The sequence below is a fragment of the Stenotrophomonas maltophilia group sp. SKK55 genome (assembly GCF_057179845.1).
The window spans coordinates 212,360-227,970 of record NZ_JBXUHP010000011.1 but is presented as its reverse complement, the minus strand read 5'-3'; the positions used below and the strand labels follow the sequence as shown (position 1 = coordinate 227,970).

Here is a 15,611-nt window from a genome sequence, read left to right as displayed (position 1 = left end):
GCCGGCCGCAACCGCGGCCTTCCGCCCGTGAGCCGGAAACCTGCTGATGTCTGAAACCCATCCGTCCGCCGAATCCACTGCGCCGGAGGCCGGCGGCAGCACCGTCGACCAGGCTGTCGCCCAGGGCGGCGCCTACGAAGTCCTGCGCCGCCGCCTGGCCGAGCAGGGCCAGCGCCTGCAGGGCCTGGCCGAAACACTCAACCGCCAGCGCCTGGCCGAGTTCGGCGACAGCCGCCTGGAGGTGGTCGGGCGCTTCCGCATCCGCAGCGACAACAACTGCGTCGGCCGTGACATCGTGCAGGTGGGCCCGGACCGCCTGCTGTTCGGCTACAACGTGTTCATCGGGTTGAAGACCCAGACCCGCATCGAGGATGTGTTCGGCCTGTACCGGCTGGTGCAGGGCAGCGACGGCTACGACGTCGCGGCGCTGGAACTGAAGGGCAGCTTCCTCGACCAGCCCGGCTTCGTGCACGATTTCAACGAGCTGTATGCCTACTACAAGCACGCGCGCCTGCTGCAGCTGATCGTGGTCGGCGACAAGCTGCTGGCCTCGTTCCAGATCGGCGAGCGCAGCAGCGACGTGCGCGTGTTCCGCTGGGCGCTGTCGCGCGACGGCGAGCTGACCTACCTGGATGCGCGCGGTGAGCGCGATATCGCACTGCCGCCGCCGTTCGACTTCGAATGGACCCGGGCGACCCGCGACCTGGCGGTCAACGGCCGCCATTCGCACCTGAACATCCTCGACACCCTGTTCGTGGAGACCACCGGCGGCGACCTCACCATCAAGGTCGAAAACAACACCGAAACCGGGCAGGGCATCTACAGCGAACCCGTGGAGGACAGCACGCAGTCGCTGGACGACGCCCAGTTCGAGTTCGCCCGGGTCGGCTCGCTGGTATTGCTGAAGGTGCTGCCGTACCGCGAGACCGAATGGCGCGGCCTGATCTACAACACGCTGACCGGCAGCATCGTGCGCAATGATGCGATCGTGCAGGCCTGCGTGCAGCTGCCCGAAGACCATGGCGTGATCTTCCCGGGTGGCTATTACCTGCAGGGCGGCGAGCACAAGGCGTTTGATGCATCGATGGCCGGCATGCAGTTCAAGCGCAGCATCCGTTCGCCAAACGGCGAGGACGTGCTGTACATCTTCTACGAGCGCGAAGGCGGGCGCTCGGCGCTGTTCGTCTACAACACCATCCAGCGCGTGCTGCAGAACCCGGTGTTCGGCCATGGCTACGCCTTGATGCAGGACGGTCGCATGGTGCTGTTCCATGCCGAGGGCAGCGAACCGACCCGCATCCATCCGATGCAGGTCTGGCAGACGCCGTTCAGCAGTGACGAGTTCGCCGCCAACCGGCCGCCCGGCAACACGTTCATGGGCCGCATCGGCAACGCCGAGCTGGTGCGCGGCATTTCCAACCTGTTCAACCTGGCGCGCGAGATCGATGGCCAGGACGTGTCGGTACAGCGCTACCAGCGCCTGGTGGCCGATACGCGGCGCCTGTTCGATGCGCACCACTGGCTGGGTGACGCGGCCTGCGATGGCGCCGAGGCGCTGCTGCGGCAGATCAGCGCGACCGGCGAATCAGTGCTGGACGAGTACGAGAAGGTGCAGTCGATCCGTCAGCAATCGGCGCAGGCGATGGGGGAGGCCGAGGCCGCGCACAAGGCGCTGCTGGGCCGGCTGCAACCGCAGAACTGGAGCGAGGTGCAGGCCTTCGTCGAGGCCCTCAACGCGATCACCGCATTGCGCGGGCGGCTGCTGACCCTCCGCGAGCTGCGCTACATCGACACCGCGCGCATCGAGGCGATGACCGTCGAACTGGTGGAGGCACAGGACCGTGTTGGCGCCGCCACCGGAGACTTCCTCGCCGGCGAGGAAGCGCTGGCGCCGCTGGCCACGCGCCTGCAGGCGCTGGATGATGCCGCGCAGCAGGCACAGACGGCGCGCCAGCTGGACGAGCAGTTGGAAGGCCTGCGTGGCATGGCGTCCGACCTGGACATGCTGTCCGAGCTGATGGCCGGCCTGAAGGTGGACGATGCCACTGCCCGCACCCGCGTGGTCGAGTCGATCTCGGTGCTGTACGGTCGCCTCAACCAGGCGCGCGCGCGTGCTGACCAGCGCCGCAGGTCACTCGGTTCGGCCGAGGCCGTGGCGCAGTTCGCCGCCCAGTTCGCGCTGTTCTCGCAGTCGATCACCAGCGCGCTGGCGCTGGCCACCGACCCCGAACGTGCCGACGAGCAGTTGTCGCGCCTGCTGGTGCAGCTGGAGGAACTGGAGAGCCAGTTCGGCGAACACGAGCAGTTCCTCGGCGACATCCTGAGCAAGCGCGAAGAGCTGGTCGAGGCCTTCGAAACGCACAAGCAGGCGTTGCTGGATGACCGCCAGCGCAAGGCGCGTTCGGTACTGGATGCGGCCAATCGGATCCTCGACGGCCTGGCCAGGCGCACCGAGCGCTTCGCCACCGCCGATGAGCTCAACGCGTTCTTTGCCGGTGATCCGCTGATCCTCAAGCTGCGTGAGCTGGCCGAGCGCCTGCGTACGCTGCACGACAACGTCAAGGCCGACGACATCGAGGCGCGGCTGAAGGGCGTGCGTGACCAGGCGGTGCGCCAGCTGCGCGACCGCAGTGACCTGTACGAAGCCGGCGGCAACGTGGTACGGCTGGGCCCGCGTCATCGCTTCAGCGTCAATACGCAGGCACTGGACCTGACCCTGTTGCCGCGTGGCGATACGTTGGCCATCCATCTGACCGGCACCGACTTCCTGGAGACCCTGCACGATCCGGAGCTGGACGCACTCAAGCCGTTCTGGCCGGTCACCCTCGACTCGGAATCGCCCACGCTGTATCGCGGCGAGTATCTGGCCGGCAGCCTGCTGCTGGCCGCGCAGGAGGGGCGCGATGGCCTCGATCTGGCTGCGCTGCAGCACGACGTCGCCAACCCGGAAGCACTGGATCAGCGTGTGCGTGCGTTCGCCGCGCCGCGCTATCGCGAAGGCTATGAGCGTGGCATCCATGACCATGATGCCGCGCTGATCCTGCGTGCGTTGCTGCCCTTGCAGCAGGCCGCTGGCAGCCTGCGCCATGCACCACGGATACGTGCGCTGGCGTTGCTGTTCTGGGCAGCCGAGCAGCGGCGCGAGGCGGTGGCGCAATGGCCGGCGCGGCAGGTGGGCGCCGAGGCGCTGGCACGCCTGCTGGGGTCCGACGAAGGGCGTCTGGCGTTGCGCACAGAAATGGCCGAGGCGCTGCTGGGGTATGCGCAGTCCCACGCGTTGCCCTTCGATGCCGATGCCGCGGAGGCTGCAGCCGCCTATCTGGGCGAAGAACTGGCGGCGGGCGATCCGGTGTTCAGCAGCAGCCGCCACGCGGTGGCGCTGCTGGAGGCATTGGCCCAGCAGCTGGAACAGGCGGGGCAGCGTGAGGCGGTCGAGCGTGCCCTGCAGCGCGGCCAGGATCCACTGGCTACGCGTTGGTCATTGGCTGGGCAGTGGCTGCGCGCAGTGGCGCGGATGCCGGCGCATGCCCAGCATGCCGGCTATGTCGACGAAGCCGTCGCGTTGCTGCTGGTGCAGCGCCAGTTGCGCACCCGTGCCAGCGATGCCGCACTGCAGGCGGAGGTCAATGGCCTGCTGGGTGAACACGCACGCATCAGCAATGGCGCGCTGGTGGTATCGCTGGATGATTTCCTCGCGCGCCTGCAGCAGCACCTGCGTCATTTCGTGCCAGCGTTCCATGCCTACCAGGCGCTGCGCCAGGGCATCATCGGTCGCGAGCGCGAGACCCTGCGGCTTTCCGAGTTCAAGGCGCGGCCGCTGTCCTCGTTCGTACGCAACAAGCTGATCAACGATGTCTACCTGGGCGTGATCGGTGACAACCTGGCCAAGCAGATGGGCACGGTCGGCGAGAACAAGCGCAGCGACCTGATGGGCCTGCTGATGATGATTTCGCCCCCGGGCTATGGCAAGACCACGCTGATGGAATACGTGGCGCACCGCTTGGGCCTGGTCTTCATGAAGATCAACGGCCCGGCGCTGGGCCACGAGGTGCGCTCGCTGGACCCGGCCCAGGCACCGGACGCGACCTCGCGGCAGGAGCTGGAGAAGCTCAACCTGGCGCTGGAAATGGGCAACAACACCATGCTGTATGTGGACGACATCCAGCACACCCATCCCGAGTTCCTGCAGAAGTTCATCTCGCTGTGCGATGGCACCCGCCGTATCGAGGGCGTGTGGCGCGGTTGCACCCGCACCTACGACATGCGCGGCAAGAAGTTCTGCGTGGTGATGGCCGGCAACCCGTACACCGAGTCCGGCGAGGTGTTCAAGATTCCGGACATGCTGGCCAACCGTGCCGACATCTACAACCTCGGTGACGTGCTCGGTGGCATGGAGGCCGCCTTCACCCTCAGCTACATCGAGAACAGCCTGACCTCCAATCCGGTGCTGGCGCCGCTGGCCACGCGCGACATGGCCGACCTGTATGTACTGGTCGACCGCGCGATGGGCAAGGAGGTCTCGACCAACGGCCTCAGCCACGCCTACAGCAGCGCGGAGATCAACGAGATCACCGCCACCCTGCAGCGCATGCTGCGTGTGCGCGACGTGGTCTACCGGGTCAACCAGCAGTACATCGCCAGCGCCGCACAGGACGACCGCTACCGCACCGAGCCGCCGTTCCGCCTGCAAGGCAGCTACCGCAACATGAACAAGCTGGCCGAGAAGATCTCCCCGGTGATGAACGAGGACGAACTGCAGCAGTTGATCTCCGACCACTACCTGGGCGAGGCGCAGCTGCTGACTACCGGTGCCGAAGAGAACCTGTTGAAGCTGGCCGAACTGCGCGGCGTACTGGATGACACGCAGGCGCAGCGCTGGGCACAGATCAAGCGCGACTTCCTGCGCAACAAGGCCATGGGGGCCGGCGACAGCGATGTCGGCGGGCGCGTGGTGGCGCAGCTGGCCGATATCGCCACCGCGCTGCAGCTGCCACCGCCCGCGCCGGAAGCGATCGCCATTGCGGACCCGGCGCCGTGGCCGGCGCTGCTGGAGGCCCTGCATCGCCTTTCAGAGGCGCGTCCGGCCGCTGCGCCGGCGCCGGTCGCGGCAGCCCCCGGCGTGCCGGCCACGGCCTTGGCCGAAGACCTGCAGGCGGGCCTGGCGCCGCTGGTGGAGCTGCTGGCGGCATCGCAGGCGCAGCAGGTGCAGGTGTCGCAGACCCTGGCCGCGTTCGCCGGCTGGGCGCGACAGCAGGTCGAGCGGGGCACGCCGAGCGCTGTGGTGGCGCAGCGCGCGCGCGTGCGCCGCGCCGCGACGCCGGAGGAGCGGGCGCTGGATGAGGCGCTGATGCGCCACTTCTACGGCGAGTCATTGCCACCGGAAGACGGCGATGGCATGCCGGCATCCACGCCGAAGCCGCCGCCGCTGCCGTGACCACGCGCGTGCCACTGCCGCCACCGATGCTGCCGGATACGGTCGATGTCGCTGCGCTGGCCGACTATGGTGCGCCGTTGCTGCAGGCGCTGGCGCGGCGCGAAACGCCGTTGCCACCGGATGCGGGCGAGCGCCTGGTGGCTGCGCTTGCGCGCATCGCGCTGGCCCTGCAGGCCGGCAACCCGGCGCAGATCCGGCAGCAGGAAGGCTGGTGGGGGCGGCTGCTGGGGCGCGATGTCGCTCGCGAAGCAGAAGGGCACGCGCTGCAGTCGCAGCTGGGCGTACTGGCCCTGCAGGCGCGTGAGCAGGCCCAGCACCTGCAGCAGCACATGCAGCTGCGGGCCATGGCCATCATTGAGCATTCCGCGGCGGCCGCGGCGCTGGACGGCTGGGCCGAACTGGCTGCGTCGCGGCTGACGACGCTGGATATCGCCGGTCAGGCCGCGCTGTCGCACCGGCTGGACCATCTTCGCCGGCTGGCCTCGCTGCGCCGCCTGGAAGCCGGCCAATGGCAGCTGCTGCAGGACCAGGACCACATGCTGCTGCAACGCTTCGCGCGCATCCATGACGTGCTGCTGCCAGCCTGGCGGCAGGCTGCACTGGCGGGCCAGGCCGCTGCGGGCGCTGCGTTGGCCGGCAAGGCTGCCACGTTGCACGCACAGATCGATGACGAGGTGGCCGCGGCTCAGGCTAGACTGCCTTGAGCCGGCCGCCGCTGCCGCTTACCCAACTGCAAGGAGACTGCCCGATGACCCAGGACAGCCAGACCCCCGGTGCCCTCGTACCCGGCACGACCACCGCCACTGCGCTCGACGAAGGTGCACTGCAGGCGCTTGGGCTGGTCCGCGAGGATCTGCCGCGCATCGCCGAGATCCGTCTGGAACTGGACGATCTGCGCCCGGGCAACCTGCAGGTGTTCGGCCGCGAGGCGGCCACGCGCACCGCCGCGTTCTCCAGCCAGTTGCTGGACCAGGTCCGCAATCGTGACCTGGATGCCAGTGGCGAGAAGCTGGGCGAGGTGGTGCGCATCGCGCGCAGCCTGAAGCTGGACGGCTTCGCCCAGCGTTCGAAGGTGCCGGTGATCGGTGGCCTGATCGACCGCATGCGCGCCTCCAAGGGCGAGCTGGTGCAGAAGTTCAGCGACACCAACGCGCAGATCGAACAGCTGCTGGCCGACGTTGGCGTGCAGCAGGCGTTGATGGGCAAGCGCGTGGGCGAGTTCGACCGCATGCACGATATCGTCCGCGAAGAGCGTCGTGCGCTTGGACTGTATGCGGCAGCCGGCAAGCAGCGGCTGGCCGAACTGCAGGCCGAACAGCTGGCCGGGCAGGGCAGTGAGGATCCGCAGCAGCGCATCCGCCAGAGCGAAGTCGACAACGCGATCCGCCTCCTCGAAAAGCGGGTGTCCGACCTGCAGCTGATGCAGCATGCGGCCGATCAGTCGCTGCCGATGATCCGCCTGATCCAGGCCAACGCGCTGCAGCTGATCGAGAAGTTCAACACCGTCCGCGACATCACCATTCCGTCGTGGAAGCGCCAGTTCGCCATCCAGCTCTCGCTGGGCGAACAGAAGGCTGCGGTCGAACTGTCCACGGCCATCGATGACGCCACCAACGAACTGATGCGCCGCAATGCCGACCTGCTGCGCCAGGCCTCGGTGGATACCGCGCGCAGCAACCAGCGCGGCGTGATCGACGTGGCCACGCTGCGCCATGTGCACGACCAGCTGATCGCCACGGTGGAAGAAGTGCGCAGCATCCATCGCGAAGGGATGCAGCAGCGGCAGCAGGCGGAAGCGGAGCTGTCGCGCCTGCGCGAAGACCTGCAGCAGCGCCTGGTCACAGCGACCGCCAGCTGAAAAAAGGGGACGGAGGGAATCAAGTCGTTTGTGCCACTTGCGACTTAATTCCCTCCGTCCCCTTTTTGTTGTCAGCGGAGTTGCTGGCCCAGCCAGTCGGCGAGCGCATCCACGCGCGCATCAGGTGGTCCGTCCGGTCGCGCCAGCACCCAGAAACCACCAGTGGCGGCAAACCCCCACGGCGCGACCAGTCGCCCGGCGGCCAGGTCCTCGGCCACCAGTGGCTCGGGTGCGATCGCCGGGCCCAGCCCGGCCACCGCTGCCTCCAGCAGGTAGTACAGATGCTCGAAGGCCGTGCCCAGCTGCAGCTTCGCGGGGTCCAGAGCGTGCGCCTGCGCCCACGCCGGCCACGCCTGCGGCCGTGAGCTGGTGTGCAGCAGCGTCTCCTGCAGCAGCGCCGAGGGCGGTACATGCCGCAGCCGCTGCGCCGCCGGATGCGAGGGCGCCACCACCACGCCGACCCGTTCCGGCGCCAGCTCACGCACCTGCCAGCCCCGGGGCCACGGCCCCTGCGCCAGCAGCAGCACCGCATCCAGGGCCGCCTGTGCCTCGGTGAAGCTGCCATCCAGCGCTGACCACTGCAGGCGCACGCCGGGCAGGGCGGCCTGCAGCGCAGGCAGGCGCGGGATCATCCAGCGCGCCAGCACGCTGCCGCTGCAGCCCAGCACCAGCGCCGGGGCCGCCGCCGGCCGCCGCAGTTCGCGCACGCAGTCTTCGATGCCGCCGAAGGCCTCGCTGCACGCTGCCTGCAGCCGCGTGCCCGCAGCGGTCAGGCGCAGGCCGCGACCGGCACGCTGGAACAGCGCCAGGCCGAGATGGTCTTCCAGCAGCTTCAGCTGCCGGCTGACCGCACCATGGGTGACATGCAGGTCGTGTGCGGCGCGGCCGACGCCGCCGAGACGGGCGGTGGCCTCGAACGCACGCAGCGCATTGAGCGGTGGCAGCAGGGAGTGGCTCATGTGAGATTTCCTGACGATATGCGCCAGATAATATCCATTTTCCGGTCAAGACCCGTGCGCTAGAGTATCCACCTGTCTCGATACCAGCGGTCGCTTCCATGTCTGCCTCCCCCATTGCCGACTACCACGCCTTCCCGGATGCCCAGGGCCATTTCGGCCGCTACGGCGGCAGCTTCGTCGCCGAAACCCTGGTCGGTCCGCTGCAGGAACTGGCCCAGGCCTATGACCAGGCCCGTCAGGATCCGGCATTCCAGGCGGCCTACGACCGCGACCTGGCCCATTACGTGGGCCGGCCGAGCCCGATCTACCACGCCCAGCGCCTGAGCGCCCATGTCGGCGGCGCGCAGATCCTGCTCAAGCGCGAAGACCTGAACCACACCGGCGCGCACAAGATCAACAACACCATCGGCCAGGCACTGCTGGCCGCGCGGATGGGCAAGAAGCGCATCATCGCCGAGACCGGTGCCGGCCAGCACGGCGTTGCCAGTGCCACCGTTGCCGCCCGCCTGGGCCTGGAATGCGTGGTGTACATGGGCGCCACCGACATCGAGCGGCAGAAGATCAACGTCTACCGCATGAAGCTGCTTGGCGCGACGGTGGTGCCGGTCACCTCCGGCTCGGCCACCCTGAAGGACGCGCTCAACGAAGCGATGCGCGACTGGGTGACCAACGTGCAGGACACCTTCTACATCATCGGCACCGTGGCCGGCCCGGATCCGTATCCGCGCATGGTCCGTGACTTCAACGCCATCGTTGGCCGCGAGGCGCGCGAACAGATGCTGGCCGAGTATGGCCGCCTGCCCGATGCGATCACCGCGTGCGTCGGCGGCGGCAGCAACGCCATCGGCCTGTTCCACGCCTTCCTCAATGATCGCCAGGTCGAGATCGTCGGCGCCGAAGCCGCCGGCGACGGCATCGGCACCGGCCGCCACGCCGCATCGATCGCCGCCGGTCGGCCGGGCGTGCTGCATGGCAACCGCACCTATGTGCTGTGCGACGACGACGGCCAGATCATCGAGACCCACTCGGTGTCGGCCGGCCTGGACTATCCGGGCGTCGGCCCGGAGCATGCTTTCCTGGCCGATACCGGCCGTGCGCGCTACCTCGGCATCACTGATGAAGAAGCGCTGCAGGCCTTCCACCTGCTGGCGCATACCGAGGGCATCCTGCCGGCACTGGAGTCCAGCCACGCACTGGCACAGGCGATCAAGCTGGCGCGTGAGCGTCCGCGTGACCAGATCGTGCTGTGCAACCTGTCCGGCCGTGGCGACAAGGACGTGCACACCATCGCCGCGCGCGAAGGGCTGGTGCTGTGAATCACGTGCTGCGCCACGGCGGGGCGCTGGTGCTGGTGATCGGCATGGGCGGCTGCACGCCGCCCGATCCACCGGTGCTTGCCCCGGCCCCGGCCACCCCTGCGGCGATCGCCCCGGCACGCGAACCGGCCAGCAACGACGATGAGGCCGCATATCGCCCGATCGAGGACGCGGCGATGTCCACGGCAGGCGATGGCGGCGAGGACCAGGCGGCCCGGGCGGTGGTGTCGGTGGCCCTGGACCATGCCGGTGAGGTGCTGATCGGCCAGCCCTTCAGCGAACTGCAGGGCGAGGCGCAGTGGCACTCGGCCGGGCTGGGCGAGTCGACCGCTGGGCGTTGCGAGTACTACGAGCGCGGCACGCTGCCCGAGGGCGTGGCGATGATGGTGCAGGACGGCGACGTGGTGCGCTTCGACCTGGCCCCCATTGACGATTCCGGCCAGGTGGTGCTGCAGCCGGGGCCGTTTGGCCTTCATCTGGGCATGCCACGCGCGCAGGCACTCCAGCAGTTGCCCAAGGGCGTTTCCACGCAACCCTATGACGATGATGCGGAGGCCGGTGAGAGCCTGCTCTGGCAGGACCCCGGTTCCGACCTGGCGATCCGCGTGGAGATCGTCGACGGCACCATCTCCCGAATGTACTGGGGCGCCAGCGGCGCCGTTGACCTGATCGAAGGATGTACCTGACATGTCCGTATCCCGACTCGATGCCTGCTTCCTGCGTCTGCGCGAACAGCAGCGCAAGGCGCTGATTCCTTTCGTCACCGCCGGTGATCCCTCGCTGGAGGCGACCGTTCCGGTCATGCACGCACTGGTCGAGGCCGGCGCCGACGTGATCGAACTGGGCGTGCCGTTTTCCGACCCGATGGCCGATGGCCCGACCATCCAGCGCAGCTCCGAGCGCGCGCTGGCACGCGGCGCCGGCAGCCGCTACGTCCTGCAGGCCGTGGCGCAGTTCCGCGAACGCGATGCGCAGACCCCCGTGGTGCTGATGGGCTACCTCAACCCGGTGGAGATCCATGGCTACGCGGCCTTCGCCAAGGCCGCCGTCGACGCAGGCGTGGACGGCGTGCTGCTGGTCGACCTGCCGCCGGAAGAAGCGGGCGATGCCCAGCAGGCGTTCGACGCAGCCGGCCTTGCGCTGGTCCTGCTGGCGTCGCCGACCACCAGCGAGGCGCGAGCCGGCAAGCTGCTGGCGCTGGCCCGTGGCTATCTCTACTACGTCAGCTTTGCCGGTGTCACCGGCGCGTCCGAGCGCCTGGACAGCGATGCCGCCAGTACCCGCCTGCAGGCGTTGCGCGCGCGCGCGTCGGTGCCGGTGGTGGCGGGCTTCGGCATCAAGGATGCTGCCAGTGCCGCGGCCATGGCCCGCCAGGCCGATGGCGTGGTGGTCGGAAGCGCGCTGGTGGCGGCGCTGGCGGAAGCGGGCTCGGCGGAAGACGCGGTGCAGCGCGCCCGGGCCTTCCTCGCCCCGCTGCGGCAGGCGCTGGACGCGTAACAGGACTGCCGGCCGCTGGCCGGCGTCCTCCTGATGGCTGGCGTGCAAAGGCTGCCGGCCGGCGGCGGGCACCGCCCAGCACCTAAACGTACGTCCCAGCATGGTTTTTTCCGGCTTCCCCGCGGCTGGCAAGGGGGTGCACGGGCGGGGAAAGCGGAGCTAGACTGTCCGCCTTTGCGGCCCCCGGGCCGCCCTGAACGGAAGTGTCCTCCCGCATGAGTTGGCTCAGCAAGTTGATGCCGTCCGGCATCCGCACCGACAACACCCCCAGCAAGAAGCGCAGTGTCCCCGAGGGCCTGTGGGAAAAGTGCAGCAACTGCGGCAGCGCGTTGTACCGTCCGGAACTGGAAGAGAACCTGGAAGTCTGCCCGAAGTGCGGCCATCACATGGCGATCCGCGCGCGCGCGCGCCTGGCCGCCCTGTTCGACGCCGACAGCACCACCGAGATCGGTGCGCGCCTGGGGCCGACCGACCTGCTCAAGTTCAAGGACCAGAAGAAGTACAGCGAGCGCATCAAGATCGCGCAGAAGAATACCGGCGAGTACGACGCGCTGATCGCCATGCGCGGCCTGCTCAAGGGCCGTGCGCTGGTGGCATCGTCCTTCGACTTCGCCTTCATGGGCGGCTCGATGGGCTCGGTGGTCGGCGAGCGTTTCGCACTGGCCGCAGAAACCGCGGTCGAGATCGGTGCGCCCTACGTGTGCTTCTCGCAGAGCGGTGGCGCCCGCATGCAGGAAGGCCTGTTCTCGCTGATGCAGATGGCCAAGACCTCGGCCGCGCTGGGCAAGCTGCGTGAAGCCGGGCTGCCGTATATCTCGGTGCTGACCCATCCGACCACCGGTGGTGTCTCGGCCTCCTTTGCGATGCTGGGCGACATCAACATCGCCGAACCGCAGGCGCTGATCGGCTTCGCCGGCCCGCGCGTGATCGAGCAGACGGTGCGCGAGAAACTGCCGGAAGGCTTCCAGCGCTCGGAGTTCCTGCTCGAACATGGTGCCATCGACCAGATCTGCGATCGCCGCGAGCTGCGCGACCGCCTGTCCGACCTGCTGGCGATGCTGGGCCGTCAGCCGGCGCCGGAGGTGGCTTGATGGGAGGCCGCAAGTACTTCGGTACTGATGGCATCCGTGGCAGGGTCGGCCAGGGCGTGATCTCGGCCGACTTCGTGCTGCGCCTGGGCAACGCGCTGGGCCGTGTCCTGGTCGCCCTGCGCGGCCAGGACGGGCGCAGGCCGATCGTGGTGATCGGCAAGGACACCCGCATTTCCGGCTACATGTTCGAGGCGGCGCTGGAAGCCGGCCTGGTGGCCGCCGGTGCCGACGTGCAGCTGCTGGGCCCGATGCCGACGCCGGCGGTGGCGTTCCTGACCCGTACGCTGGGCGTGGATGCCGGCATCGTCATCAGTGCCTCGCACAACCCGCACTACGACAACGGCATCAAGTTCTTCTCCGCCCAGGGCGAGAAGCTCGACGATGCCACCGAGCTTGCCCTCGAAGCGGCGCTGGACGTTCCGTTCACCACCGTCGAATCGGAGAAGCTGGGCAAGGCGTCGCGTGGCCGCGAGGCGGTCGGCCGCTACATCGAGTTCTGCAAGGCCAGCGTGCCGCGCGCGTTCGACCTGCGTGGCGTACGCCTGGTGCTGGACTGCGCGCACGGCGCCACCTACCAGATCGCACCGCTGCTGTTCCGCGAGCTGGGTGCCGAGGTGATCGGCATTGGCGCCGAGCCCAACGGCGTCAACATCAACGCCGGCGTGGGCTCCACCCATATCGACAATCTCGCGGCCAAGGTCCGCGAAACCCGCGCCGATCTCGGCATTGCCTTCGACGGCGACGGCGACCGCGTGCTGATGGCCGACGACCAGGGCAACCCGGTCGACGGCGACGACCTGCTTTACATTCTGGCACGGGCATGGAAAGCCGAAGGCCGCCTGCGCGGCCCGGTGGTCGGCACGCTGATGAGCAACTACGGCGTGGAGAAGGCCTTCGCCGATCTGCAGATTCCGTTCGTGCGCAGCAATGTCGGTGATCGCTATGTGCACCAGGCGCTGATCGAAGGCGGTGGGGTGCTCGGCGGCGAAGCCTCCGGCCACCTGCTGTGCCTGGATCGGGCCACCACCGGTGACGGCATCGTCAGTGCGCTGCAGGTGCTGGTGGCGTTGCGCAACAGCGGGCAGACCCTGCGCCAGGCATTGAAGGGGCTGCTGCGGGTGCCGCAGAAGACGGTCAACGTGCGGCTGGGCAATGTCTCGGCCAAGGCCACCGTGCAGGCCGACAGCGTGCAGGCCGCGCTGGCCGTCGCGCAGCAGTCAGTGGCCGGCCGTGGCCGTGCGTTCCTGCGCCCGTCCGGTACCGAGCCGGTGGTGCGTGTCACGGTCGAGGCCGATGATGCAACGCTGATGCAGGACACGCTGGACCGCCTGTCTGCAGCGGTCCGTGAAGCCGCCGCCTGAGGCAGCTGTGCATTTGCCCAAACAGAAACGCCCCGCAATGCCGGGGCGTTTTTTCGTTCAGGCGGCAAGGCTGCGCGAGGCTCACGGCCCCGGCACCATCTTCTTCTGCCGCGCCTTGAAGCCATTGAACAGCGGCGCGATCAGGGGGGTGTAGCTCTGGGCGATGCGCTTGCGCAACCAGCTCGCCGGGCGGTTGCGGATCGCGAAGCGGTAGATGCGTTCCGGATCGCCGCCGACCACATTACGGCCGAACGGGTGGGTGGTGTGCAGGTAGCGGAAGCCGTGCTCGCGTGCCACCTCGATGTGATCCTCGTCGAAATCGCCGTAAGGCCAGCACAGCGTATCGGACACCTCGCCGAGCTTGTCCCGCAGGACTTCGCGCGAGACTGCCAGGTCGTGGCTCAGGCCCGCACGGCGCTGTGCGCGGTCCAGGTCGTCGCGGCGCAGCCAGCGGGTGTGGGTATGGGTGTGGCAATGCACTTCGAAGGTGCCGGCGGCGATGGCCGCGCGCGCTTCGCTCCAGCGCATCATCACGTCGTCGCTGCGGTTCTGCTCGTAGATCGCCGCTTCGCAGCCGCGGTGGTCCGGCGTGGCAGGCAGCACTGCCCCGGCAAGCCCCGCGTGGGGCCGCTCCGGGCCTTCACCCATCCAGCCGGTGACCACGAACACCACTGCGTGCATGCCGTACTTCTGCAGGATCGGGTGCGCATACACCCAGTTGTCCAGGTAGCCATCGTCGAAGGTGATCACGATCGACTTGCGCGGCACCGGCTTGCCGGCCAGGAAGCCGGCGTACTGGTCCAGTGTCAGCGAAGTCCAGCCGTTGCCGGCCAACCAGGCGATCTGGCTTTCGAAATTCTCCGGTGACACGGTGATCATGCCCGGCGACGGACTGACGTGGTGGTGCATGAGCACCGGTACGGTTCGGGCATCAGCCATGTCCCAGCTCCTTCAGCCACTGGCGGTAGTAGTGTTCGGTGGTCTCACCGTGGCCATCGGGGGTGAACCGGTGCGCGCTGTGCATCCAGTCCCACCCGGCGCGGCCCATCTGCCGCCGCCGTTCCGGATCTTCCACCAGCAGGCGCAGTGCGCCTGTCAGGGCTGCATTGTCGCCCAATCGGGTGAGGATCGCATTGCTGCCCTCGACCACCATCTCCGGCACGCCACCTACGCGCGTGGCCACGATCGGTACCCCGACATAGGCGGCCTCCAGGAACACGGTACCGGCCGCTTCCTTGTGCGAAGCCAGCGCGAAGATGTCGAAGCCGGCCATCAGCCGGCACGCGCCGTCACGATAGCCGAGCAGGTGGACCTGTTGCTGCAGCCCATGCTCGTCGCGCAGCGCCTGCAGCCGATCCATGACCGGCTGGCCATCGCCGATCACCACCAGGTGCAGGTTCGGATGCGTCCTGCACAGCGGCACCATCGCCTGCAGGAGGTCGGCATGGCCCTTGGGGCCGCGCAGCACCGCCACGCAACCGACCACGATGTCCTGCTCGCCGAAACCGAGCTCGGCGCGCACCTCCGCGCGCACCTCCTGCAGGCATTGCCAGGGATCGGCCTTGCGGATCTCGCTCCAGCGCGGCGGGACTGCAATTGGCGGCACGATACCGATGTGCTCGGCCGGAATGCCGCGCTCGGTCAGCAGCTGCTTGACGAAGCTGCTGACGGTCATCACCCGGTGCGGCAGGCCGGTATAGGTCAGCAGCGAGTTGACCGGGCTCATCAGGTGGCGCGAGCGTATTACCAGCGGTGTGCCGCCCAGGCGTGCACCGGCGGCGGCGATCAGCGCGTCACGGCGGCTGGTGGTGTTGACCACGTCGTAGCGCTCGCGACGCACCAGGCGCGAGACCGACCAGATGCCGCGCAGCAGGCGCAGCAGGCCCCCCATGCGCAGGGTGTGCACGGTGAAACCGTCGTCGCGTGCCAGCTTGGCCAGTCGCGCTTCGGGCTGGCACAGCAGCGCCACCTCATGGCCACGCGCGCGCATCACCTGCATGTGGCGGAAGATGTAGATCTCCTGCCCGCCCATTCCCTTGGCGGCTTCGGTGTGCAGGATGCGCAGCGGACGGTTCATGCGGGATCGATCCTTGAA

11 protein-coding genes are annotated in these 15,611 nt (G+C 68.4%); 8 read left to right on the top strand and 3 right to left on the bottom strand.

What is annotated here, in order from left to right:
- Nucleotides 1–46: 46 nt before the first annotated feature.
- The 3 genes from AC2A1N_RS06025 to AC2A1N_RS06015 are packed head-to-tail and all read left to right on the top strand — an operon-like array spanning nucleotide 47 to nucleotide 7,292.
- The gene (locus AC2A1N_RS06025; RefSeq protein ID WP_242892458.1) at nucleotides 47–5,434 is read left to right on the top strand and encodes a DNA repair ATPase; all 5,388 of its coding nucleotides are present in this window, start codon (nucleotides 47–49) and stop codon (nucleotides 5,432–5,434) included.
- Nucleotides 5,431–6,138 carry a hypothetical protein gene (locus AC2A1N_RS06020; protein WP_061480020.1) on the top strand — a complete coding sequence of 236 codons (708 nt, stop codon included), beginning with the start codon at nucleotides 5,431–5,433 and terminating at the stop codon, nucleotides 6,136–6,138. The genes AC2A1N_RS06025 and AC2A1N_RS06020 overlap by 4 nt, the downstream gene beginning before the upstream one ends.
- Before the next feature lie 44 nt (nucleotides 6,139–6,182).
- Nucleotides 6,183–7,292, top strand: a complete 1,110-nt coding sequence (locus AC2A1N_RS06015) for a toxic anion resistance protein (protein WP_242892461.1) — start codon at nucleotides 6,183–6,185, stop codon at nucleotides 7,290–7,292.
- Nucleotides 7,293–7,363: 71 nt separating this feature from the next.
- Here the strand turns inward: AC2A1N_RS06015 and AC2A1N_RS06010 are convergent, their stop codons facing one another.
- Nucleotides 7,364–8,251, bottom strand: coding sequence for a LysR family transcriptional regulator (locus tag AC2A1N_RS06010; protein ID WP_242892464.1), 888 nt, complete (start codon nucleotides 8,249–8,251; stop codon nucleotides 7,364–7,366).
- Between the two features lie 98 nt (nucleotides 8,252–8,349).
- Here AC2A1N_RS06010 and trpB point away from each other — a divergent pair, with 98 nt between their 5' ends.
- The 5 genes from trpB to glmM all read left to right on the top strand — a co-directional run bounded on the left by trpB (nucleotide 8,350) and on the right by glmM (nucleotide 13,516).
- Entirely contained in the window at nucleotides 8,350–9,567 is a 1,218-nt protein-coding gene (gene trpB, locus AC2A1N_RS06005; protein ID WP_061480018.1) for a tryptophan synthase subunit beta, read from the top strand.
- Complete coding sequence (locus tag AC2A1N_RS06000; protein WP_061480017.1) at nucleotides 9,564–10,253, top strand: hypothetical protein; 690 nt, start codon at nucleotides 9,564–9,566, stop codon at nucleotides 10,251–10,253. The genes trpB and AC2A1N_RS06000 overlap by 4 nt, the downstream gene beginning before the upstream one ends.
- Before the next feature lies 1 nt (nucleotide 10,254).
- A complete protein-coding gene (gene trpA / locus AC2A1N_RS05995) occupies nucleotides 10,255–11,064 on the top strand; it encodes a tryptophan synthase subunit alpha (protein WP_242892468.1) in 810 nt (269 codons plus the stop codon).
- A gap of 215 nt (nucleotides 11,065–11,279) precedes the next feature.
- Nucleotides 11,280–12,155: an acetyl-CoA carboxylase, carboxyltransferase subunit beta gene (accD, locus tag AC2A1N_RS05990; protein WP_005417947.1), complete on the top strand. Its 876-nt coding sequence runs from the start codon at nucleotides 11,280–11,282 to the stop codon at nucleotides 12,153–12,155.
- On the top strand, nucleotides 12,155–13,516 hold the full coding sequence (glmM, locus tag AC2A1N_RS05985) for a phosphoglucosamine mutase (protein WP_242892470.1): 1,362 nt from the start codon (nucleotides 12,155–12,157) through the stop codon (nucleotides 13,514–13,516). The genes accD and glmM overlap by 1 nt, the downstream gene beginning before the upstream one ends.
- Before the next feature lie 81 nt (nucleotides 13,517–13,597).
- On the opposite strand, the gene AC2A1N_RS05980 is transcribed toward glmM, so the two are convergent.
- Together AC2A1N_RS05980 and AC2A1N_RS05975 are read right to left on the bottom strand one after the other, a co-directional pair.
- Nucleotides 13,598–14,455: a polysaccharide deacetylase family protein gene (locus tag AC2A1N_RS05980; RefSeq protein ID WP_242892474.1), complete on the bottom strand. Its 858-nt coding sequence runs from the start codon at nucleotides 14,453–14,455 to the stop codon at nucleotides 13,598–13,600.
- Entirely contained in the window at nucleotides 14,448–15,593 is a 1,146-nt protein-coding gene (locus AC2A1N_RS05975) for a glycosyltransferase family 4 protein (RefSeq protein WP_134969165.1), read from the bottom strand. Before AC2A1N_RS05975 ends, AC2A1N_RS05980 begins: the two co-directional genes overlap by 8 nt.
- Between the last annotated feature and the right edge of the window lie 18 nt (nucleotides 15,594–15,611).

Bases quoted from the DNA above. Each gene is read 5' to 3' on its own strand.
- accD (WP_005417947.1), top strand. From the start codon at position 11,280: ATGAGTTGGCTCAGCAAGTTGATGCCGTCCGGCATCCGCACCGACAAC.
- AC2A1N_RS05975 (WP_134969165.1), bottom strand. From the start codon at position 15,593: ATGAACCGTCCGCTGCGCATCCTGCACACCGAAGCCGCCAAGGGAATG.
- AC2A1N_RS06025 (WP_242892458.1), top strand. From the start codon at position 47: ATGTCTGAAACCCATCCGTCCGCCGAATCCACTGCGCCGGAGGCCGGC.
- AC2A1N_RS05980 (WP_242892474.1), bottom strand. From the start codon at position 14,455: ATGGCTGATGCCCGAACCGTACCGGTGCTCATGCACCACCACGTCAGT.
- trpA (WP_242892468.1), top strand. From the start codon at position 10,255: ATGTCCGTATCCCGACTCGATGCCTGCTTCCTGCGTCTGCGCGAACAG.
- AC2A1N_RS06015 (WP_242892461.1), top strand. From the start codon at position 6,183: ATGACCCAGGACAGCCAGACCCCCGGTGCCCTCGTACCCGGCACGACC.
- glmM (WP_242892470.1), top strand. From the start codon at position 12,155: ATGGGAGGCCGCAAGTACTTCGGTACTGATGGCATCCGTGGCAGGGTC.
- trpB (WP_061480018.1), top strand. From the start codon at position 8,350: ATGTCTGCCTCCCCCATTGCCGACTACCACGCCTTCCCGGATGCCCAG.
- AC2A1N_RS06010 (WP_242892464.1), bottom strand. From the start codon at position 8,251: ATGAGCCACTCCCTGCTGCCACCGCTCAATGCGCTGCGTGCGTTCGAG.